The organism is Paenibacillus sp. FSL R5-0766, assembly GCF_037971845.1.
Lineage (GTDB): Bacteria > Bacillota > Bacilli > Paenibacillales > Paenibacillaceae > Paenibacillus.
This window is the reverse complement of record NZ_CP150227.1, coordinates 3,789,485-3,815,089: the sequence shown is the minus strand read 5'-3', so window position 1 is coordinate 3,815,089 and position 25,605 is coordinate 3,789,485. Positions and strand designations below refer to the sequence as shown.

Below are 25,605 nucleotides of genomic sequence, written 5' to 3'. Positions count from 1 at the left end.
TGTCTCACAAAGTGATAAGTACTTGGTCTATTTGATAGAATTTAAAGATTGGATCATCTTTCGTTCGATTGCAAATTATATTTCCTAATTCAATCTTTCCCCGTTGGATTCAATCACCTTTTTATACCAGTGGAAACTGTCCTTTTTACTTCTTTTCAGGGTACCTCTACCCTCGTTATCCTTATCTACATAAATGAATCCGTAGCGTTTCTCCATTTCGCCAGTTGAGGCACTAACGATATCGATGCAACCCCAAGCCGTGTAGCCGATAAGATTAACGCCATCGAGGATAGCTTCTCTCATTTGTTCAATGTGGTCTCGCAGGAAATTGATCCTATACGTATCATGGATAGAGCCATCCTCTTCGATGACATCAACCGCTCCCAGACCATTTTCAACGATCATTACAGGGATTCTATACCGATCGTACACATGATTGAGTACGTAACGAAGTCCAACTGGATCGATTTGCCAACCCCAATCATTTGCCTTCAAATAAGGATTTTTGAATCCACCAAAGACATTCCCCTGGGTCTCATCACCCTCTGGGCGGGTACCCACTACATGAGACTTGTAGTAGCTGAAGCTATAGAAATCAACACAGCCTTGTTTTAGCACTTCTACGTCTTCTTCTGCCATCTCAATCTGAATATTGTTCTCATTAAAATATCTCTTGGCAAAGTCAGGGTATTCCCCTCTAACTTGCACGTCACTGCTCAGCATATTGTTAATCTGATCCATTCTCAGAGCCTTCAACATATCTTCCGGTTTACATGTACTTCCGTAACCATGACTATAATTAATCATACAACCGATTTGGAACGCCGGACTAATCTCGTGAGCAAGCTTGACCGCTTTTGCACTTGCTATAAATTGATGATGTAAAGCCTGGAATCTTAATTGCGTACTATCCACAACCGTATTGTTAAATACCCCACTATCATCAACTAATAATGCCCCTGCTATATATGCACCTGCTGGAACAATTAAACTATTGATCTCATTAAATGTAATCCAGTACTTCACGAGATCCTTGTAACGGGTGAAAATGGTCTCACAATACCGTACGTAGCAGTCGATCATCTCTCTGGAAGCCCAGGCATTGAATTTCTCTGTTAGCGCAAACGGAGCTTCGTAATGTGAGATCGTAACGATGGGTTCAATATTATACTTTTTCAATTCACTGAATACCTTGTCGTAAAATTGAAGTCCTGCTTCATTTGGCGTTACATCGTCCCCGTTGGGGAATATTCTGGACCAAGCAATGGACATTCTGAAGCATCGAAAGCCCATCTCTGCAAATAGACGGATATCTTCTTTGTAATGATGGTAAAAGTCTACTGCCTCATGGGAAGGATAGTTTACGCCCTCCTCAATGTGTTTGGTGATCCGTCTTGGAATAGTATGCGTTCCACCCGTCATCATATCTGCTGTACTTGCCTTTTTACCATCAATGTTCCAGGCACCTTCGTATTGATTCGCCGCTGTTGCGCCGCCCCACATAAAAGAGTCCGGGAATACGGTTGTGTTCTTCATTGGAATTCCTCCTTGTATTCTTATATGATCTTCATTAGTTTTTCACCGATCATAATCGATGGTTTGTCTATACCAATTACATCTGTAAAGTCATCTGAATTCGTAACAATAATAGGTGTAGTCAGATCATAACCTTTGGCGGCTATTGCATCTGTATCGAATTCGATAAGTAAATCCCCAGCTTTTACTTCATCGCCTTCTTGTACATGCACCTTGAAATGTTCACCTTTCAGCTTCACCGTGTTCATGCCGATATGAACGAGGAGCTCAGCGCCATTATTCGAGCTAATACCGATTGCGTGGAAGGTAGGGAATACCGCGGATATTACACCATCGGCTGGTGAAACAAGCTTTCCAACTGTAGGTTCAATGGCGATCCCTTTTCCCATAGCTCCAGTTGCAAAGGCTTCGTCCTTTATTGTTGATAACTCTAGAACTCGACCAGTCATTGGTGCTTTGAGCACATGCTCAGAAACACTAACAACAGGCACGCGGTTTGATGAAGAGGAATTGGCTGTTGCTCGTTGATCCTCTCCATCCTCAGGCACATCTTCAAATCCTAAAATAAGCGTCATCAAAAAGGTAACAACAAAGCCAATGACCAGACCAATGGCTGCATGGATTAGGTTCCATGGATTATCTGTGATAAATGCTGGCAACGTAGCCAAGCCGGCAATGCCTAGAGCAGATCGAGCTACTCCGAACAAGCCAACGTATATTCCGCCTACAATACCACCAATGACAACAGCGATCAGCGGTTTTTTCAACCGTAGATTTACACCAAACAATGCAGGTTCGCTAATACCTAATAGCGCAGTTACACTTGTAGAGTATGCAACTTGTTTAAATGCCTTATTTTTGGTTCTTAATGCGACCGCGAGCGCAGCTGCACCTTGAGCAATATTGTGTACGAGCATACCTGGGCCAACAATGCCATCGGTTTTTGTCTGTGCATAAGCAGTGAGGACAACGGGTCCCAAACTATAGTGCATTCCCGTCAGAATCAGGAAAGGGAACGCACCGCCAATAATACCAGACACTAACCATCCTGCGTGTGTATTGACATAGGATACAGCAGAAGCAAGATAGTTACCGGCAATTGCACCCAATGGTCCTAGAATAATTAATGTTAGAGGCGCCATAACAAGGATTACAACTAAAGGTTTCAAAATGGATTTGATCACGGAAGGAGAATACTTTTCAGCAAATCGTTCCACATATGACAGGATCCATACTGCTAAAATAATTGGAATAACGGAAGAAGAATACGTTGCTTGTGTAACAGGTAGACCGAAGAACGTAACAGGCTCACCTGCAGACATCAACGCCGAAAAGCTAGGATGTAACAAGATACCCGCAATGGTTAACGCAAAACCCACATTAGCTTTAAGTTTAACAGCAGCACTCCAGGCGAGTAGCATTGGCAAGAAGTAATAAGCCGCATCCCCGACGAAAGTCATAATCGTATTAAATTGACCGTCAAGGTCAACGAGATCAAAGGTTTTCAAAATGAGAAGAACTGCCTTAATCATGGCGCAACCGATCATCGCCGGTAGGATGGGTGTAAATATTCCGGCAATCGTGTCCAGAACAGTAGAGACTTTTCCTTTTTTCACAGCTGGAGCATCGTTCTTGCTTGTAAAGTTCCCTAGTTGCGCAAGGGCTTTATAGACGTTGTTGACCTCATTACCGATAATGACCTGATACTGTCCTCCACTACTGGCAACACCCACAACTCCTTGTACGTTTTTCAGTGCTTCGTTGTTTGCAATCGACTCGTCTTTCAAATTAAAGCGCAGCCTGGTAGCACAGTGTGTAACACTTTCAATGTTTTTTTCACCACCAACAAGTTTTAGAATGTCGGTAGCCGTTTGTTCATGTTTCATTTTTTGTTCCCCCTTCAATGTATTTTTTCACAAAAAAAGACCTAGAGTTCTATCGAATATAGATATGCTCTATACACGATGGAACTCTAGGTCTTGCCTGCATCACCAGTAACAATCCTAGTATAGTCATTATGGAGCGATGATGGGTCAATCCCTTTCTTCATCAGTCACCCTTTTGATATGAACAGTTAAATATACCAATTCGTCTTCGGTTAATTCTTTCCCATAGTCTACCCGAATCAACTGCGCAATTCTTAGACTACATTGGTACTCTAGCTTATATTTTTCTTTAATAATATGGAGGAAATCGTTATCATTACTTTTCATCACCGTATTGTTAAACAGACGATAGGCAAAAAACTTTAGATGCGTGATCAGTCTGGAGTAGTGAAGGGAACTTTCGTTAAAGTGAATTTTGAACTGATAACGAATAATATTTAAGACCTTTTGAATCAATTGCGTGATCTTCATGGTATCTTCCATTTCAGATCCGAGTTCTGCATTGACGATATGAAGCGCAATAAAGCCGGCCTCATCTTCAGGCAACGTAATGTTGAATTCTTGATTAATCATATCCAAAGCCTTCAAAGCCACTCGATACTCATTGGCGTAGAATGCTTTAATTTCAGACAATAACGCATTGTTGAAGTTCATTCCCTGTTTATAGCGAGATACGGCGAAGTTAATATGGTCTGTTAGCGTCAAATATATATTTTCATTCAGCTCTTTATCCAAGGACTGCTTGGCATATTGAATAATACTATCGGACACACGGATGTACTCCATCGGAATCTGCGCGAGCAGGGCATATAATTTGCCAGTTACATTTTTGGACTTCAGGAAAAATTCTTTCTCAATCTTCTCTGTGTCCACATCGTCTCCTTTTTTCTTCTGAAAACCAATGCCACTTCCTAGAAGCATCATTTCCTGACGTCTTTCATTTACAGCGCAGACGACATTATTATTAATAATTCGCGTGATTTTCATACGAATCTCCTTTTAAAATGAAACGTTAACAGAATTTAGCAAATAAAAAAGACCATTAATAGTGCACACATGGTAATTATACTCTACATGTTTGCATATTAATCGGTCTTGCCTGCTGATCAGTAACAATCCTGATTATATTCATTATTTACTTGTACGATTATCTTAGTGGAAGGCGTTAAATTTGTCAATATAGTCATTTAGAGTACTTTCTATAACTCAAAACGATGTTATATCACCTAACTCAAGCAAGTAAGACATTGATGCCAACATCGATCAATTTGACCTCGTTCAGCAACTGTACCTCAATTTTGGCCCTAGACTTGCGTTTATCAATTTTCCGTATCATCGCTTCTTTGCCTAGGAGTGGTCCGGACGTTACTTTGATTTGGTTCCCGCCGATAATGATGTCCGAGTATCCCATGGTTCCGTTGACACCGCATAGCTGGATGAGCCAGTCCATCTGTTCCTTGGGAATCGGAGTGAAAAAATTGGCAGCCTGATCATGCTTGTGAATGCCGCCATTGACCATATACAAAATATATGGTGTTTTTTTGATGTTGTAATATAAATCGTGAATCTGTCCGGTTCGGATAAAAATATAGCCTGGAAACAATACTTTGGTGCAATGACGAGTCTTTCCCTGCTTTCGTTCCGGAATCATTCGTTTGGGTACTAGACAACTCAAGTGCTGTAGCGCATAAAATCGATCCATAAAAAGTTTGATTTCTTCTTCTTTCCCACTCTGTACAAAAAAGCTGTACCAGTTCATAGATCCTCCCATGATCTTTTTTTATGGACAATTTTAAACCCATTCATTATGTATTATTATAATAAATTACATTTAAGTAAATAAAAAGAGCCTAGAGTCACGGTTCACCCTAGGCACTTTTTACGTCTTTTCACCTAACTAACAGATCGATCAGCCTTGAAGCAGAAGGGATAAACTTTTCAGCCCGTATACATTGCTGGGATTGACGTCGACCTCATATTCGGGATGCACTTGAAGGCCGGGATAGGTAGTCAACATCGCTGTCAGCGCCGCTTTGGCTTCCATTCTGGCCAGATGGGAGCCCATGCAAAAATGGATGCCTTTACCCAAAGCCAAATGGGGGTTATTCTTTCTACCAAGAATGAACTTATCGCCCTCTTCAAATATGTCCTCATCCCGGTTCGCCGAACCGATCCAATTGACAACATAGTCGCCGGGCTCCAGTACTTTGCCGCCAATCTCTGTGCGTTTGAGCACTTTGCGAATCGCGCGCTGCAACGGAGAACGGTAACGTAACATCTCCTCGACAGCCGATGGGATCATTTGCGGATGCTGCGCCAGTTCCTTAATCAGTTTATGATCATTGAATGTGTAAATGGAGTTGGTGATGAGACTGGTGGTGGTTTCATTTCCTGCGATAAGCAGCATGACACAGCTTGCAATCAGCGACTCGGAAGACAGCTTTTCTCCATCTTCCTCTGCCTGTGTCAAGTCAGAAATGATATCATCTGCTGGATTAAGGCGTTTCAGTTCAATGATGTCCTGAAAATAGGCCACAAGCTGTTCACTCGCCTGAGCCTGCAGCTGATAAATGCGTATATATTCTTCGGGCGTATTCTCCTGGGGAGCCAGCGTCAGTGTGTTTGCCCAGTCCCGGAACTGCTCACGGTCGCTTGTAGGAACGCCAAGTAACTCGGAAATAACAATCATTGGCAGCGGGGAGGCAAAATCCTGCACCATATCTATTTCGATGCGTCCTTCAATCGATTCCATCAGCTCCTGGACAATCATATCAATTCTGGACGCCCAGGAGGACATCGCTTTTGGGGTGAATGCTTTGGCTAACAGCGCGCGGCTGATGGTATGCTTGGGTTGATCCTGAAAAATGATCGTATCCTGAATAATCGGTGGAGCGAGCACCATATTGGAGAAGTATTCCTTATCCTCAGCAACCCGTTTGACATCCTCGTATTTGAATACACTCCAGACATCCTCGGCTTCGTTATAATGAACCGGATCTTCCTGGCGCATTTTTTTGTACCAGGCAAATGGCTCATATTTCTCCACGTTGGTCTTAAAACCTGTGACCAAGTTCAAATCGGGAAAACTGCTTCTTTCCTTGATATTCATGCCAATCGCTCTCCTTTATCTCATATGTGCAGAAGGGATGCAGCCCGTTTGGTCCAAAAGCCATTGGAAAGAGCCAGTAGCTACCTAAGGTTACAACCAGTTCCTAGTACTGAGTGAACGTTTGTTTCATCACTTTTTCCTCCAGATTAATCCGGTTGAACAGTGTAATGAGATGAAGGATAAACAAAGGCACAAATACAGGCCAGGCTTGAGAAATCAGTGCAAAACCGATAAGCTCGGGAATGATGTTCAGGTAATAATTGGGATGGCGCACCAGCCGAAACAGTGAGCTTTGCACCAGTTTGTGGTCTCTGGCAATGTATAGCTTGTATGTCCAAAAAGGGCTGAGTTTGCGAATAACATAGATGAGACAGCAAAGGGCAAACACATATACGACAAGACCAATCACGGTTAATGCATTAAACTGCACATCGTAAATAAAGGCGTATACAATGCAGCTCAGATAAATCAGGTTTTGCAGCACAAATAACACTTTGCTGTTCAGGTTGCCATATTCTGTGCCGCCTCCTGCAACGATCTTTTTCTCGTTACGCATGGCAATAACAACCGATGGTATACGAATGAGTGAGATGATAATTAACAAAAATCCAATCCACATGGTGATCCGCTCCTTCTTCTCGCTTTTTATATTGGCAAGTATGGATTACATGCATTTCCTCGCCGAGACTTTATCACGCTGATGACATCCTGCAGGGTATGGCATTTATTCAGATCCTCCATACCAATTTCAGAGGAAATCTGAAATTGGAGATGATGAAGAAGCTGAAGCGCCAGTACAGAGTCCATTCCGTAATCCTCCAGCGAACGATGCTCGTCCATGTCGTCTGGTGGGATCCCCAGCAGAGCTGCCATGATGCTTCTGACATCACTTTCAACCGAAGGATTCGGGGCTGTTGATCCGATAACTTCAGCTATGGCAACGGGTGCGGTTTCCATCTCTTCGTTACTTGCTTCGAATGAATCTTCCGTCCCAGTATTCTTCATTCCAACCCAGTATTTCTCGGGTGTAAACGGATAGGTTGGAAGGGATATCCGCTCAGGACGATCCTCTGTATATAACAGCTCCCACTGGATCTCTACGCCTTGCACCCACAGTTCAAGCAATTTATGGTATTTGCAACGTTTAATCCATTTTTGCAGCGCTTCGCCGAGTTCTTCATCCTCTCTGAATAGTGCTGCCGTCCGTTTGTGAGGTGCAATGGAGCCAATATGAAGCTTGTGACCGTTCACAGATTCCGATGAACGCTGCGCATGTACGGATTCATCCGAATCGGTCCACAGGTGCGCTTCCTGAACATAGCCGTCCAGCAAGGATTTTAGCTCTGTAATCGATGCGGCTATGAAGCCTGCACGGTATTCCATCGCTTGTCTTCCTGTCTGAAGTGTACAGGCAATGCGGCGAAGCTGTTGAGAAGTATCCTCCTCCTCATTGCGAAGCAGGGCAGCCGACAACTGGATCATTTGTTCCTTGAGCCGCTCCTTGCTCTTGGCCGACAGCACGATCGCAACAGGAGCCAGCTCGGATTCAGAACCGGTCACCTCATCATGCTGTCGTGGTGGTATATATTCCTCCAGAATAACGTGGGCATTCGAACCCCCAAAACCAAAGGAGCTTACTCCTGCCCTACGAGGAATTTCGCTACCATTGCCGTCTTTGAGTCTCTCCCATTCCTGCGTCTGTCTGACAACATAGAACGGGCTGTTCTCAAGCTGGACATACGGACTAAGCTGCTCCGCATGCAGGCTGGGAACAAGCTTGCGGTGTTTCATCTGCAATAACACCTTAATTACTCCGGCAATGCCGGAAGCCAGCTCCAGGTGACCGATATTTGTTTTGACAGAGCCGACGCCGCAGTATTCGATTGACTGTCCTGGAGTGGAAGTCTGCCCTGCGGTTGATAAGTCTGCCCTCGTATCCTGAAATACTGTCTTGAGCGCATTGATCTCAATTGGATCACCAAGCGGTGTGCCTGTGCCATGTGCTTCAATATAATTTATAGTGGAAGGATCAATTCCTGCCCGGGCATACACGGATTTCAGCAGGGCTGTTTGTGCCTTAGGGTTGGGAGCAGTAAGTGAGCCTGCCTTTCCGCCGTGATTTTCCCCGCTACCGCGGATCAAGCCGTAAATGTGGTCATGGTCGCGCTGAGCATCACTCAATTTCTTCAGAAAAATCATTCCTACCCCTTCGCCACGGCCGTAACCGTTTGCCTCGCTTGAAAAGGTTTTGCAACGCCCGTCCGCGCTAAGCATGCCCGCTTTGGTCAGACTGATATGAGCATCTACGGACAGGATCGTATTTACCCCCCCGGCTACAGCCGTCTCGCAATCCCCATTTCGAATGGCTTGAACGGCCCGATGAATGGCGACCAGGGAGCTGGAGCAGGACGTTTCGACAGGCTGGCTAGGACCATGTATGTTCAGTGTGTAGCTCATCCGATTAGGGCCGACCGAAGGAACGGTGGCTGTGACGGAGTATGCCTCGACCGCTTCATTCGACTGGGCCAGCATGACATTATATCCGCTGCTGCCTGTGCCAATGAACAGTCCCATGGCCGACCCTGACAGGTCTGACGGTGCATAACCTGCATCTTCAATCACTTTCCACACATGCATCATCAGCAAGCGCTGTTGCGGGTCCATGTGAATGGCTTCCTTGGGAGAAATGCCAAAAAACAGTGGATCGAACTCACTGATTCCGCTCATAAATCCCGCATGTTTTACGTTGGTTTTGCCGTTCTCTCTAAGTGGATCACCCATATAATCCTGCCAGCGCCAACGTTCCTCCGGAATCTCCGAAATGCAGTCTTTGCCATCAAGCAGATTATGCCAAAATTGCTCCGCGTTATCGGCCATCGGAAACTTGGCGCTAATACCCACAATGGCTATGGGCTCGGGGGAAGACAGCTGGTCTGAACCCGAATTAAGCTGGCTGTCCGTCCCTGTATGGGAACGGGCAGATGTGTGTTTCTTCTCTTCTGAAGCCGTTGACCGCAATGAAGTTTGCAGCAAATGAACCGCCAACTGGCGAATAGTGCCATGCTCAAAAAAGATGGCGGGTGTCAAACCCAATCCATGGTCGCGGTTCAACCGATCCGCGAGCTCTGTGAACAGAATGGAATCAAAACCGTATTCTGCCCATTCCGCATCACTGTCCAAATCGTAGGTGCTGACTTTCAACAGAGAAGACACCGTTTGGGATAATAAGGATAGAACCTGTTCTTCCCCCTGCTTTTCCTGAAACGAAGGCGTCATTGCAGATCCCGTAACAGGATTGGATGTTTCATTCATATGCTGAACAATGTCCGCGTCTGCAACTTTGGAAGGGGATGTTTCCGCACGGTTCAATTGCGATCCCTTTTCCCTCGTTGTCTCTCCAAGTGATTGATCTTCAGCCTGAATCCAGTAACGATTTCTGGCAAAAGGATACGTGGGTACACGGACAATAGTAGGTTTTGTCTGAAGATCATCATACAAAGCTGTCCAGTCTACCCCATGTCCCTGCTCCCACAAGGCAGCCCATTGATGAAGCTTCTCCTGCGACGAAGGACGATCTTCCAGCAAAGTCATATCATCAAATTTTTCACTGGAATTTTGTTGCAATGAGGATTGACCGTGTAGGAAGCGATCGATCTGTTCCACCAGTTCACTGTGGCTGCTGCCCGTCCAAGCAACCCTGTATTTCATGTCCGTTCTTCCAACCTGAAACGTGTAGGCGATGTCTATTAGGCGCTCAAACAAACCACCGTTCTCCAAATAAAGACGAACCTGGCGAGCGTATTCGATCAATCTTTCCTGTGTTCTGGCCGAGATTGGAAGAACCACTTCCCTATTCCCTGAAGCTTCCGCTCCACTGGAACCCACATCTAAGGCAGAATGATCTGTCCATGAGACAGCAGTTGGAATATATTCCTCTACGATCAGATGTGCATTGCTTCCGCTTGCGCCAAAAGAACTCAACCCGGCACGAACAGGCCACTCCGCATAGCGCCCATTCTGTTTCCCATGACGGCGCTCCCAGGGCGAGGTTGTCTGCTGCACGTGGAAGCAGGTGTTCTCAAACGGAATAAGCGGGTTCAGCTCCTCAGCATGCAGCGAAGGAAACAGCTCCCTGTGCTTGATTTGAAGGATAAGCTTGGTTAGCCCGGCGACACCTGCCGCTGCTTCCAGATGTCCAATGTTGGACTTCAGGGAACCGACAGCACAGTTTTGGCCCGGATTGCGGCTATTTCTAAAGGCACGATCCAGCCCCTGAATTTCAATGGGATCACCCAGTGACGTTCCGGTTCCGTGGGCTTCGATATATCCGATGGTTCCTGGCTCAATGTCTGCTGCCGCGAGTGCATCTGCGATGACTTCCGATTGGGCCACTGGATCTGGTACCGTCGTTCCGGACGTTTTGCCAGCATGATTCAGAGCTGAACCCTTAATGACGCCATAGACCGGATAACCTTGCTTGCGGGCTTCAGCCACCGTTGTGAGCAGGACAGCGCCTACCCCTTCACTTGGTACATAGCCGTCCCCATCCTTGCCAAAGCTGCGACATTTTCCGTCCGATGACAGAAACTTAGCCTGTTTCAGAAATACATACTTATGGGGATGGGTGACCAGATTCACCCCTCCTGCTATGGCATACTGGCTCTGTCCATGCCGGATGCTCTCACATGCCAAATGTATCGCTGTCAGTGAGGAAGAACACATGCTGTCTACAGCGATGGATGGCCCATGAAAATTCAGGTGGTAAGAAACCAGATTGGCGATGGCTGAAGCGTTGCTGCCCATAGCCGTAGGCGTGCCTTGCTGCGTCATGGCTGCGCCAAGCAGTTCATAATGGTTCCAGAACACGCCAGCAAATACACCGACATTCCGCTTGGCTGCTGAAGCATCATGATGCTTGTCACGTTCAATAGCAAAGCCTGCATCTTCACAGGCTTCCCATGCCGTCTGCAAAAACAGGCGTGCCTGCGGGTCCATCCTCTCGGCCTGAAGCGGCGAAATTTGAAAGAAGGCCGGATCAAAGTCATCGATCATGTCCAGAAATCCGCCAGCCGGGTAATATTCAGAAGCGGAATACGGAAGATGCAGCCCCGCCCAGCGTTCATCTGGCATGGGCGTGATACAATCTCGTCCCTCTTTCAGAATCCGGGCCAATTCGTCCATGTTGTTCGCCGAGGGATACCTTCCCGCCATGCCGATGACAGCAATATCTTCCGGATCAGATGGCGGCGGCAAATGAATAGCCATGTCGTCTCCCATGACGGACTGAATCCGGGATTTGTTTCCATAGAGAAGTACGACCTGCGAAACATCCTGAGCAATAATCCGGTCGATAAGCGCCATCCCCTCTGCCAGCGGCAGCGGCATTGAACCGGAGGAAGAATACATGCTGCTGCGAATGTGATCATTCACTTGCATGCCGCCATCTGCCCATAACGGCCAGTTAATTGTAAACTGGCGTGTAATTGTCCCGTTTGTTCCACCTCCCTCCTGATGATTCAACAAAAGTCTGTCCATACAGCTGTTGGCCACAGCGTAATCAGCCTGCCCTTTGTTGCCTACAATGGCTGACAGGGAGGAAAACGCAACCGTGAACTCTGGTCTGAGATCATTTAAGGCCTGCTCCAGATTCCAGAGCCCATCCATTTTGGGCTTTAACACCTGCTCCAGGTCGGACAAAGGCTTTTGCAGCATCAACTGGTCTTTGGCAGTTCCTGCACAGTGAAATACCCCCGTGATTTCGCCATACTGATCCCGAATCTGCAGGACAGCCTGCTTCATCTCGGCCTGAACGGTTGTATCGGCCTGAATATACATGGCTTCTGCACCGTTGATTCTCAGCGGATTCAGTTTGCTCTGAATGTTCTCACTCAGCGGAGAACGCCCGACAAGAACCAGCTTGCATCTGCATTGACGGGAAAGATGCACGGCCAGCGCATACCCCAGCCCCCCCATGCCGCCGGTAATAACATAGACTCCGTCAGGCTTATAGTTTTTTTCCAATGCGGCCCCCGGAACAGGTATCTCCACCAGCTTGCGAACATGCCGCTGAAGGGAGTCTCCTTTGTACCATATGGAGACAGCGGACCCTGACGAGATGTTTTCGGCTTCGAGTCGAAGTTGACGAATTAACGTCTCATCCATGGAGCTTTCATGCAGATCCATTCTGATTAATTGAGCCCCAAAGACTGGAAGCTCCATCGCAGCTGTCTTTACCAGCCCTTCAAATCCGTGAATGTATCCTCCCGTGTCACGGGAATCCGACAGCACTTGAAGAACGATTCGTCTGCCCTCATTCGGGTGAATTGCTTTTGCCTGGATCATTCCGTATAACGCGGTTACCTTCTGGCGGTACAGATCAACGTCCATGGACAAATGATCAGGCAATTGATGAACCTCGTATATGTCAGATTGAAGCTCCAACTTGGCAGCAAGATCCGGATAATTGCCATAGAGAACAACTATCCGGTACGGGGTAAGATCGGACTGCAGCTCTTTTCCATCTGCTATCATGTGTCGGGCAGATTCAGCCTCATGGATATCCAGTGTTTTAATCCATTTAGGCTCATAACATACAGGTTCTCCTTTCCCCTCGATTTCTCTGGCTGTTGCTGGTATTTCCGAATGCGTTGCAGGTTGTTCATCAGTCGAATGACTGCTTTGAGCCGGGAGCGTATTCAAGTTCACACGTTCCGACACCGCGGCTGCCTCATTCCAGGCGTCGGAACAATGTGTGTATAGGTATTCGGTCAACGCCTGCACGGAAGAGTGCTCAAACAGCAGCGTTGGATAAAGCGCCATGTTCACCCGGTTTTCCAGCCGTTTCACGAGCTCAAGCAGATGCATGGAATCTAGTCCCTGCTCATAGAAGCCTGCATGCTCATCCACTGTCTCAGGTAAAATGTTCAGCATACGTGCGATTTCAGCTTTCACATAAGCCGAAATCGTGGTTCGGACCTGATCTTGTGAGCCCGCAGACAATTGAGTTGTCTTTGCCCATTCGGAACTTTCAGCTATGGCCGCTTTAGAAGCTGGTTTGTTGCTGCGTCCAGTTGTCATTGGGTTTGTCAGTCCGGTAATGGATGCGGCATGGCGAACCCTTTTTGCCTTCAAATGCACAAACTCCGCAAGCAATCTGCCCTCCCGATCCGTAACAGCAATGCTGCGGGAGATGATATCCCCACCGGAAAGATCACTTGGTGTTTGTTCGGTAAACGTGCGAATCTCAGCTGGAAAACGGTCGTATATAACAAATCGTTCAATCATGAACGGAATGTATGGCGGAACTTCTGCATCCAGACCGTCGACATGCCCCAGGCGGAAGGACGACCCGGCAAAGGTCGCCCCATCCAACAGGGCCACATGAGCGTGGAACTTGTCCAAATACTGCTCGGCCAGGCTACTCAGCTGGATATCCATCCACTCCATTTGGTCTTGTCTGTAGACTTCTCCGTTGTTTTTCATAAAGGAAAAATGTTGTATATCCGCCTGTCGGGCGAGCTGATAGATCTGATCCATATCCCATGTCTGAAGCCCGTCTGTGTCTTTGGAAGGTAGCGGTTGTGTATGCTGTAGAGGTTGTACAGGCTCCCTCCCTCCGAGCAAATACAGCTTGCATTCCATATTCAGCACATCAGATGAAGGCGGCTCACCGTCTTTTGGTACTTTGCGGCTATGAATCGTGACCTGACCCTCATCTACCTTCATGGACAATGTCAGCCTAATATCCACATCAAAATCGGTCGAAGTGACAATCGGCTGTGTAAACACGATATCCCGAAGTTCAATGGAGGTTGTACGCAGATGGCTGTTGCTCAGTCGATACACCATATCCAGCAGTACTACACCCGGAAGGGTGCAGACGCCGTGAACACGATGATCTCTCACGAAATAGTCGCTGTGGCGCAATCGCTGTAAAAATGATTCGGTTGCAGGCAATGTCATGATCCGCGTCACTCCCTTCTCATAGCTTGATAAAATCAAAAAAGCTTGATTGCTCCGAATGCTCCGATAGCTGTTGCATCGACGACGCAGCTGAAGCAATGGACGATGCCTCCACCGATTCCGTTGCCTTGACGGGTGGCCAGCAATACTTGCGTTGAAAAGGTGAATCAGAGAAACGAAGCGGCAGGCTTACCATACGTTCGGTAGGAATACCTTCGTTGCTTACAATAATGTGTGCGTTATTGCCTCCAAGTCCGAATGCACTAATGCCTGCACGCAGTAAGTCGCTGGGACCACTTCCCCATGGCTGGTGCTGCTGTACAATATAAAAAGGAGATTCCCTGAACTGGAACCGCGGATTGGGCTGGTCGCAGTGAATCGTCGGCGGAAGCTCGCGGTGAGCAAGCGAGAGCAATACCTTAATCAGGCTGGCAATGCCCGATGCGCTCAGCAGATGCCCGATATTGCTTTTGACACTGCCTACGCCGCAAAACTGGCGCTGATTTGTATATTTTGCAAAAACACCTGTCAAAGCCTTAAGTTCGATGGGATCACCAATTAGTGTCCCTGTTCCATGTGTTTCAATATAGCTGATGGTGGAAGGATGAATCCCTGCATTTAAAATCGCTTTTTCCAGCAATTCCTGCTGGGCTTCCGGGTTAGGTGTGGTAATGCCCATCGTTTGACCATCATTATTGATGGAGGTACCATCGATGACCCCATAGATCGCGTCCTGATCGGTGATGGCTGATGACAGCGGTTTAAGTAATACAACGCCGCAGCCTTCTCCCAGCCCGATGCCGTTTGCGTCCGCACTGAACGTTTTGCAACGAGAATCCGGAGATAATACGCTGGCAGCTCCAAGCATCTCGTAGGGCGCATCATCCAGCAGAATATCCACACCGCCCGCAAAAGCGAGATCGCATTCCCCATCCAACAGACTTCGTACAGCAAGATGAACTGCGGTAAGTGAACTGGAACAAGCGGTATCCACCACCATGTTGGGGCCTTTCAGATTATAAAAATGGGACAGATGTGCAGCGATAAAGTTTTGGCCGATGCCAACGATTGTATCTTTGGTGCTACCGCCCAGCTTGGACGAAAAGTTGCTCGCTCTGGAGCCAACAAATACGCCGGTCTGCGAATTCCATAAACGTTCCCGGCTGTATCCTGCGTCTGCGGCGGCCTCCACGCTCACTTCCAGCAGTTGGCGCTGGAGCGGATCGAGCTGTTCTGCCAGCGTATCTGTAATTCGGAAAAATGCCGGATCAAACTGCTCAATGTCCCGAATGAACGCCCCAAAGCGCTTGCTGGAAGCGAAAGTCCTATTGGTGCTACTACCTGTCAACCTCAAGCGTTCCGCCGGGATCTCGGTCATGCTATCTTTGCCCTTTTGCAGATTGGACCAGAATTGCGCCGGATTCTCGGCATCAGGAAAATGACAGGCGACCCCAACAATTGCGATTTTATCCGGTTTTTTGGTTTGCTCCGGCTTCGCTGGCTCTTCGTATGCTTCATCCACAGCATCATTCGATTCGATCAGTCCGGTGTGACCATCCATACCTTGTTCAGCACGTTGCACAGGAGGAGTGGAAGTCATTGAACGAACATCGGAAGGTTTTCCATTCGAATTTTCCGCCAACTTAGTGTTGGGTTCCATCAACAGGTCAGTCAAAGATTCGGGATAGATCCGAACCAGATGTTGTGCTAATTGGCGAAGTGTTGGGTGTTCAAGCAGCAGCGAAGGATCTGTTGCAACATGCTGCAGCTCCCGGTCCATGACCGTCAGAACCTGGACAAGCAGGATCGAATCCATTCCGTAATGCTGAAAAGGGGTATCTTCATCCAGCCGGGATTCATCCAATCTCAGTTCTTTTGCCATCAAAGCCTTAAGCCACCCCAGTGTCCTGTTCTGCAGCTCCGCCGGGAAGCTTGCGGTCATCCGCTCAGCCGGAAGTGGAATTAACGGAATGGATACCTGCTGTGCTTCACTTAACGATGCCTCTGCCTGATACTCCGCTTGTTGCTCTCCCTTGTGAACAGTTTGCGATGCAACTATAGCCGGCAGAATAACAGGTCCCCTGTTTTCCCGAATAATCCGATCCAGCCATAACATTCCTTCCGCATCGGTGATGCCGAGAAGGCCGCTCTGGCGATATGCTTCGCTTGTGACCTCACCAAAACCGGATTCCTCCCAGCTTGGCCACTGGATGCTGATGACCGGGAATGGAGAGATCGCACTTTCCCGGGATGCGGCTTCCGCAAAATAGTCCATATACGCGTTAGCCATCACATAATCGCTCTGTCCTGCTCCCAGTGAAGGCATCGCTGAGGACACAGAGGAAAACAGCACAAAGAAGCGCAGTCGCTCATGCCTGAACGCATGAAACAACGTATGCACCCCGCCTGTTTTTGGATCAAGCACCCGCTGCATGGCATCCGCCTGCTTGCGAATAAAAGCCGGATTGGCAGTATCCACGTTGCCAGCACAATGAATAACCCCTCCAATAGGACCCATTGAGCGCTTAACTCTGGCCAGTTCTGCCTGAATGGCGTTCTCGTTTGTAAGTGGGATATCCGTAACAAGCACCTCGGCCCCCAGTTGTTCGAGTTCCAACAAGGATCTGACTTTGGCGCCCATCGCAGTGTCATGGCTTGCATATACGTCCCATTCCTCCCGCTGAGGAATGGCTTCCCGTCCAGTCAACAACAGCCGCTTCACGTTGTGATGCTTCACGAAATGGCGAGCACATGCCATTCCAAGTCCGCGGGTACCTCCGGTAATCCACAACACCTGATTTGCTTCCAGGAAAGGTCGTTCCGGATCGATCCAAGATTCCATAACATCTTTGTTCATACCCGTCCCATAAGGCAACTCACGCATATAGGAACGCCAGCGTTTACCATCACGGTAGCATATCTCCGGTTCCCGATCTGTTTGCCGGAACTCTGTTGTAATACATTCTATCTTTGCCTCTTCCGATGCCGATGGATCAACATCCAGATGTCTGGATTGGATGCTTCGGTATTCGGATTGCAACATGCGGAACAGACCCGCACGAGAGGCGTGGGCCAGATTCACTTTCGAATTGCGGAACGACTCCAAGCCACAAGTCACCAACAGCAGCAGCATCCCCTCATGACCATGGACTTCAATGACGTCCTGCACAAGCTGCAACCATCCTGGCCGGATCTGTTCTTCGCAAGCATCATCAACAGTGGTCTGTTTCATGCATGCTGTCAGATCAATCAAACCTGTCAGTCCATGCTTTAAACGTTCCTCATCTTGGAGCCAATGGCGTCCCGGATCATTCAACTGTTCTTCATTCAAAACCACCGTATGTTTAAAATGTTCTGTTAATCTCGCAGCAAGGGCTGCTGAATCCCGATTGGCAAGGATCAGAATCTTTCCAACAGGGTTGCTTTCATCGGAGATGGGTGCAATGTCCGTAAGCAGCCAGTCTTTGTGATAAGCAGTCATTTGGCGCTCCGGTGCTGCTTTCTGAATTCCAGCAGATGCTACAGAGTTGAGACGATGCACATGTTCAGGGATAGCGGCTTCCTCAGGCAATTCAAACCAGCAGCGCTCGCGCTCAAACGGATAACCAGGCAGACTAATTCGACGAGGTTGTCCTGTGGAGTATAGAACACTCCAGTCCGCTTGGATGCCTTTCACCCACAGATCCAGCACTTTGCCGTAAATTCCTTCATTTAACCAACGGCTCACCACTTCGCCAAAATGCTCATCCATGGCCATTGCTGCCTGCACAGCCTGATTGGATTTGACATTTCCGAGGTACACTCCGTCTATTCCATCTACTGTCTCGTTCGTGTTCTCATTTCCCAGGAAAAGTTGAAGACGTTCCTTCAACTCCTGAACGGATCGCACTACGAATCCGAGGCGCTCTTCCATCTCCTGTCTTCCGGTTTGAAGCGTAAATGCCAAGCGCTCCAGCAAACGTTCCGGTTCTTCCTCTGCTCCTGCGGTGAGATGCTTCTCATCCACAGCAGTGAGCAAACGTCTGGCTCGTTCCCTGAGAGCGGATCGGGTTCGCGCGGAGAGCACAATGATGACAGCTCCTCCTCTTGTTGCTTCGTTTAACGTTGCCCCCTCATGTGGATGGTAATGTGCTTCCTCAATAATCAGGTGGGCATTGGAACCACCCGCACCAAATGAAGACAAGCCCGCCCTGCGCGAAATCTGGACATGCTTGCCGTTTTCCATCCGCTGCAACGGCTTCCACGGTTCAGCGTCCCGCTGTACACGAAACGGGGTCTGCGCAAAGTTGATATGCGGATTGGCCGGGTCTGAATGCAAAGAGGGCACCAGTTGCCCATGTTTCAGCTGGAGCAAAATTTTGGTCAGTCCGGCAATACCCGCCGCACTTTCGGCGTGTCCGATGTTGGACTTTACCGACCCGAGAGCGCAAAACTGCTGCTGGTCCGTGGATTCTGCAAACGCTTTGCTCAGACCGGCAACCTCAATCGGATCACCAAGCGATGTACCTGTCCCGTGTGCCTCCACATAGGTAATGGTATCGGCGGAGATGTCCGCCTCAGCAATGGCTCTCCCTATGACACATGACTGTGCCGCCGGATTGGGCACGGTATAGCCATTCGTTTTTCCACCGTGATTCAGTGCGCTGCCTTTAATAACCCCGTAGATATGATCTCCGTCTTCCATTGCCTTGTTGAGCGGCTTGAGTATGACTGCTCCGACACCCTCGCCAGGAACATAACCGTCCCCTTGTGCACCAAAGCTTTTGCATCGGCCTTCACTTGAAAGGAAGCCTCCTTGGTTCAGTAAAATATACTTGTTTGGATGAATCGATACGTTGACACCGCCCGCCACCGCCACCTCGCATTCCTTCAATATAAGACTCTGACAGGCCAGATGAATCGCAGTCAAGGAAGAGGAGCACATCGTATCAACAGCCATGCTTGGCCCATTGAAATTGCAATAATACGATATTCGGTTGGCGATGGATGCCGGATTGCCACTTAAAGCGATGGACGAATCTCCCATGGCCTGAGCCTGGGCGGCGTACAGCTGGTATTCTTCGTACATGACTCCAACATATACGCCAACCCTGTTTCCCCAAGTATCTCCGGTTGCGGAAGCCAGACCCTCCGGTGTATACCCCGCATCCTCAATCGCTTCATACGCCGTTTCCAGGAACAGCCGCTCCTGCGGATCCATCATCTGTGCTTCTCTGGGCGAGATTTGGAAAAACAAGGGGTCAAAACGATCCACGCCCTGGAGGAAGCCTCCCCACTTGCTGCCAGGCTTCGGTGAATTAGGGTCCGCATGGTGCATATGTAGCCTGTAATCCCAGCGATCCAACGGAATTTCAGTGACACTGTCCCTGCCCTGCATCAAGTTTTCCCAAAATTGTTCCAGATCGTCCGCCTCGGGATAACGTCCGGACAGGCCAATAATGGCGATATCCTTGGCAAGTGAACCCACTTGAGCATCTGCTGGTGCCAAGGGGCGCTGAACTGGACGATGGAATGCACGAAATGGAGGGTGTTGCAGACCAGATCGGGCATTTTTAGTCTTATTCGAACGCTCCTTACGTTCTTCATATGGCAGTGCAGGAACCGAAATCAGACGATTGACGGTATCGCGGTGGGTCTTGATCAGATATCCACTTAACTCTTTGAGCGTCTGATATTCAAAAAGAAGTGTTTTGGACAACGGCCCGAAAGTACCCTCGAGCTGATCCGTCAATTGGGTAATGCTAATCGAGTCTATACCATACTCTTCCAGTCGGGCGTGGCTTACAATTTGATCTGTGGGCACTTTGAGTACCGCGGATAAGGCCCTTTTCAGAAAAGTATCCAATGCCTCCGCCAGTATATTGTCTGCTGCTGTGGTCTGCGCGTGCTTCAGCAAACGATCCGTTGGCAGGCTGGTTTGACTTGTACGCGGTAATGGTACGCTCTCAGGATCTAACGGTGCTGACGGGAAAGCGCTGGGGTATCGTTGGCTCAGAAATGTGGAAGCAGATTGCAGCGTTGGATATTCCACAAACAGAACATGACTCAGATCCAGCCCACATTGCTCGTTCAACCTTTGGGCCAAGAGCGTTAATTGAGGCTGGTCCAGTCCGCATTCAAGCCAATCCGCTTCGCGGCTAATCTCATCTGGTCCCACACCAAGCAGTTCCGCAGCCAATTTTTGCAGCACAGACATGGCATCTGCTTCTGAAACGAATGGGGTATCCCGCGTTGCACGGTTCATATTCCAACGTGACTCCAGGCTGGAAATCAGCTTCGGAATATCTCCTTGTACCCCAATGATTTCACATTCAGTTGACTGAAAACCTCTGTAAAGCAGCATAATACCTGCTTCGATATCCAGTGGACGCATTCCCGTACTTTCCCATAACCCCTTCTCTTCAGCAGGGCTTAAATGCATGCCGCCATCTTTCCATAACGGCCAGTGGATGGCCAGGGTTCTTCCTTGCCGTTTACCGGCAAGCATTAATTGATGACGATACTGTGCATAGCTGCCCATATATCCGTTGGCTGCAGCGTAATCGCATTGGCCCGGATTTCCATATACACCCGACATGGAGGAAAACAGGATAAAAAAGTCCAGCTTCATCGCCCGGGTTGCTTCATCCAGATGAAAGGTGCCAGCAACTTTCGGAGCAAGCACCTTCTCCATTTCGGCTTTTGTTTTGTTCAAGATGTACTGATCTCCCGTTAAACCTGCGCTATGGATGATTCCATCCAGACGGCCGAAGCTATGCTGAATATAAGCAACAAGCTCTGATGTATCTTTTTCGCGGGATATATCCCCTTGGCGATAGATGATCGTGGTGCCATTTGTTTTCAAGGGTTCCCACGCTTGCTCCTGATTCGCTGATATGTCCGATCTACCTGTCAAAATCAGCGTTGCGTTGACTACCTTAGAGGCAATCTCACGGGCAAAAATATGGCCCAGGCCACCTGCCCCTCCTGTAATCAGGTACACCCCGCCATTCTTCCAAGGCATGGCATCCGTCTCGGCAGGCAGATGGAGGGCTTTCCAGTGAAGCACTTGTCGTTGTGGGCCTTGGTAGCCGATACATACATGCTCAGACTCCCGGTTGGCCTTTATTAGTTCGGCAGCACGCTTGGCATTACGCGGTTCTCGAGGCCGGTTCTTCGATTCTGAATACCCCTCTCCCTCTTCCATATCTTCAATGAACTGAACATGAATTCGGGGATTTTCCAGTGCCGCGGTTCGCAGCAATCCTGTTAATCCGCTATACAGCTGAAAATGATTTTCACGGCTGTACAGCAACTGAATAAGCACATTCTCGGCATTGGATGAACTGCTCACCAGTTGTTGAAGTACGTGGAGAACCTGGGTTGAAGCAGACGCAAAACGTTGGGAACTTGCACTAACGTTGTTAATTTCAGCAACCTTTTCAGGTCCAAGCGCTACGATCTCCGTTGGTATTTGCTCTCGTTTCAGTCTTTCCTTTATTTCCTCCGCCAGTTCGGCCCAAGGTTCAGCCAGCATTACGATATGCCTGTCATAAGGGTGGTTCCACTCATTCAGGGCAGCGGCGTTTTTTTCCCAACGAGGTACCAACATGGCCGTTTCCCACCCATGCGGCTCATCCCCCGGGACTATACCGCTGTTCAAGGCTCTGCAACTAAGTCCCTGAATAAGAACACATGGAACCCCGGTACTGGAGAACAAATCAATATCCAGCTTAGGCATGTCATCCGCAGCGCATGAAGCGGAATCAGAGCTGTAACGCACATGAGACCACATTTCTTCAGTGCAGGAGCCCAGAACCTGAATTTCATCCATGGCATAGGGAATCGGCAGCAAAGAATTTGCGTTTTCCAACTCTTTGCCTTCTTCTCCCTCCTTGTCCTCCATCCACAGTCCGATCGCGGATTGCAATGCCCCGTCCAGGATGGCCGGATGCAGAACATAGGATTGCATTTCATGTTTTAGTATAGAAGGCAGTCGAAGCTGTCCTAACACCTCGTTATCTCCCACGTGTACCTCAACCAACAACCGATGGGCGAGTCCATAGTTGAGACCACCTTGTTCGTAAATTTTGTAGCATTGATCCGCAGTTAATCGTTTAGTATTGCAACGTGCCTTTATCTCGTCCGGATCAATCGTCGTTGCTGCTACAAGCTCGGGTTCCAGTGAAACGATGCTGGCATAACCGCTGCTGTGCACCTTTTCGCCCGATCCATCCGAAGACATCCCGCTGTACATTTCATATTGAATAGGCTGCTCCTCTAATGAGGCATGTAATCGAATATGCAGAGGCACCGGAGTGTCCCTGACAACAAGAGGACGCATCCACACATGGTTTTTCAATATAAGTGAAACATTCTTTTGCTGCTCGCCTAGAGCATCACTGACTGCAGCGTGCGCCATTTCAAGGTAGGCCGCACCGGGTAGAATCCGCTCTTGTCCGATCCGATGATCATTCAGGTAAAATTCCTGGCCGGTCAGAACCGTCACGTATTTTTGTTCCGACAAGTTGGACTTATTTTCGTGAAGCAGTGGATGAATAAAAGGAATATGACCGGCGTATCCGTTATGGGTAAAATTCCCCTTCATCTGGAACTCCGCAGAAGGTTCACCAGAGACCCAATACCGTTCTTTGGCAAATGGATACGTAGGCAGGCTGATCTTGCAGTGCCTGAATCCGTTATGGAGCAAGTTCCAGTCCACATTCAGACCTTTCACCCAAAACTCCAGTAATTTTCCGAACTTGCGTTTGGCAATCCAGTTCATCAGCGTATGGCTCATGTCTGCATCGGTTGAGAGTATGGATAGCGGCTGTTGTGCATCGCCTGCATATCCCACATACATGTCGTCCATATCCTGATCTCCCGAACAGTAGCTTTCCAGTTTCGAGCTCAGTTCCTGTAGCGAACCTGCCACAATGCCAAGGCGCATGTTCATCATCTCACGTCCGGTTTGCAGCGTATAAGCGATGCTCGCCAATTGTTCCTCTTGATATCGATTGGATCGCAGAGCTGTTAACATGCGTTTACACAATTCACGAAGCTGCTCTTCATTCCGGGCTGACAAAACGATAAGCGCCTGCTGTTTATCTGGTTTATTCTGCTCAGCCAGAAACATATCTGACTGCCCGGGACAATACTCCTGAACAATGATATGGGCATTGGAACCCCCGGCACCAAATGAGGAAATTCCCGCAATCCGCGGGACTTCCCGTGTAGAGTCTCCTGACTCAATCGTTTTTCTGTCCCAGTCACTTAATTGCTTCTGTACTGCAAAAGGTGTCTTGTCGAATTGAATGTGTGGATTAGGCGGGTCCGCATGAATGGAAGGAACCAGCTGCCGATGCTGCATCTGCAAAAGGACCTTGGTCAGGCCAGCAATGCCTGCTGCACTTTCGCAATGACCAATATTCGATTTGGCTGAGCCAATGGCACATTTGTTGTCTGCTGCTTTACCTTTCCTAAATGCCTGGGTTAATCCTGTAATTTCGATGGGATCTCCCAGTGAGGTGCCTGTCCCATGAGCTTCGATATAGCTGATGTCCGCAATGTCGATTCCTGCCTCCGCGACAGCTGTTTCAATAACCTCTGCCTGTCTGGCTGGATTGGGAACCGTATAACCGTTTGTTTTTCCGCCGTGGTTAACGGCAGTTCCTTTAATGACGCCATAGATATGATCACCGTCGGCTATGGCACGACTTAAAGGTTTGAGCATCACAGCCCCTACACCTTCTCCGGGGACGTAACCGTCACCGCCTTCACCGAAGCTTTCGCAGCGACCTTTCGAAGACAGGAATTGACCCTGTGTTAACATCACATATTTATTGGGGTGAACAGATACATTAACGCCTCCGGCGATTGCGGTTAGGCATTCTTTTTTACTCAGACTCTGACAGGCCAGATGAATGGCAGTGAGAGACGAGGAGCACATGGTATCTACTACCATGCTAGGCCCATGAAAATTACAAAAGTACGAGACACGATTGGCAATGGAAGCCGGATTACCGTTTAATGCAAAGGGCTCTTTACCCGCAATCCTGGCTTCAGCGCCATAGAGCTGATACTCCTGATACATGACTCCTGCGAACACACCGACATTCCCCATCTGATCCGGGGGTGCATCTGGACCTGCGGCCTGTTCGCGGGTATATCCCGCATCCTGAAGTGTCTCGTACACACATTCCAGAAACAGTCGCTCCTGTGGATCAATTCGTTCAGCTTCCTTCGGAGAAATCTGAAAAAAGAGTGGATCAAAACGATCCACTCCATCCAAAAATCCACCCCATTTTCCAGAATATTTTCCTTTACTGCCATTCATCTCGGTATGAATCCGGTAATCCCAGCGATCTTCCGGTATTTCGGTGATGCAGTCCTTCCCAAATTTCAGGTTCTCCCAGAACTGCTCCAGATTACTAGACTTCGGATATCGTCCAGACATGCCAATGATGGCGATGTCCAGAGATTTGCTGTGCAGATGTTCTTCGCTAGTCGATTCTCCGCTTGCGCTGATCGCTGCTGGAATTTTTCTCCGCGATCCAGCAGATCGCTGGCGCTTATCGAACGAATTCAGGCTTTCAGACTTCCGTATTGTGCTGGACTCCAGCTCTGAAGTACGGAGTTGTACGTCTGGTTTGCTTTTTGCCTGCACCCCTGTGAGCTGCTCCAGTCGTTCCCGGTGATGGCTCATGAAATACCCGGCAAGCTCCGCTATATTTTGGTATTCATAGAACAATGTCTTGGACAGCGGACCAAATTGCTGTTCCAATTGATCCGTCAATTTCATCACCATCACGGAATCAATGCCATAGTTCTCCAGAGGCGCATGTGCGTCGATCTGCCGTTCCGGCAGCATAAGGCTAGAGGACAATATTTTTTTGACATAACGAATGGCTTTTTCGTTGATATCGTCCTCTCTCTCTTCATGGAGCGTCTCTTTCAAGCTCGACTCCTGTTCTCCAGATCCGGACAACAGCCTTTGCAGCTGCTCCGCTGCCTGCTGATCGCTGAGCTTTCCTTGCCGAATCTTTCGATACAATGTGGACAGTTGGTCTTCCAAAGCGATCACCTCCTTAAAGAAAAACGTCAATCGATATCATTGCTGAAAAAGTTAATCCG

Annotated in this window: 8 protein-coding genes; all 8 read right to left on the bottom strand. The window is 48.4% G+C overall.

The window, feature by feature from the left end:
* Positions 1-84 precede the first annotated feature (84 nt).
* The 8 genes from MKY66_RS16270 to MKY66_RS16235 all read right to left on the bottom strand — a co-directional run bounded on the left by MKY66_RS16270 (position 85) and on the right by MKY66_RS16235 (position 25,546).
* The gene (locus MKY66_RS16270; RefSeq protein WP_076216834.1) at positions 85-1,536 is read right to left on the bottom strand and encodes a glycoside hydrolase family 1 protein; all 1,452 of its coding nucleotides are present in this window, start codon (positions 1,534-1,536) and stop codon (positions 85-87) included.
* 20 nt (positions 1,537-1,556) lie between these two features.
* Positions 1,557-3,422 (bottom strand): beta-glucoside-specific PTS transporter subunit IIABC, encoded by a 1,866-nt coding sequence (locus MKY66_RS16265; RefSeq protein ID WP_076216835.1) that lies wholly within the window; start codon positions 3,420-3,422, stop codon positions 1,557-1,559.
* Positions 3,423-3,569: 147 nt separating this feature from the next.
* Positions 3,570-4,409, bottom strand: a complete 840-nt coding sequence (locus MKY66_RS16260; RefSeq protein WP_076216836.1) for a PRD domain-containing protein — start codon at positions 4,407-4,409, stop codon at positions 3,570-3,572.
* Positions 4,410-4,653: 244 nt separating this feature from the next.
* Positions 4,654-5,193, bottom strand: a complete 540-nt coding sequence (loaP, locus tag MKY66_RS16255) for an antiterminator LoaP (protein ID WP_083657405.1) — start codon at positions 5,191-5,193, stop codon at positions 4,654-4,656.
* Between the two features lie 138 nt (positions 5,194-5,331).
* The gene (locus MKY66_RS16250) at positions 5,332-6,531 is read right to left on the bottom strand and encodes a cytochrome P450 (protein WP_076216838.1); all 1,200 of its coding nucleotides are present in this window, start codon (positions 6,529-6,531) and stop codon (positions 5,332-5,334) included.
* 103 nt (positions 6,532-6,634) lie between these two features.
* Positions 6,635-7,150: an isoprenylcysteine carboxylmethyltransferase family protein gene (locus tag MKY66_RS16245; RefSeq protein ID WP_083657406.1), complete on the bottom strand. Its 516-nt coding sequence runs from the start codon at positions 7,148-7,150 to the stop codon at positions 6,635-6,637.
* Positions 7,151-7,176: 26 nt separating this feature from the next.
* On the bottom strand, positions 7,177-14,493 hold the full coding sequence (locus MKY66_RS16240) for an SDR family NAD(P)-dependent oxidoreductase (RefSeq protein ID WP_076216840.1): 7,317 nt from the start codon (positions 14,491-14,493) through the stop codon (positions 7,177-7,179).
* 19 nt (positions 14,494-14,512) lie between these two features.
* Positions 14,513-25,546: an SDR family NAD(P)-dependent oxidoreductase gene (locus MKY66_RS16235; RefSeq protein WP_076216841.1), complete on the bottom strand. Its 11,034-nt coding sequence runs from the start codon at positions 25,544-25,546 to the stop codon at positions 14,513-14,515.
* Positions 25,547-25,605: the final 59 nt, after the last annotated feature.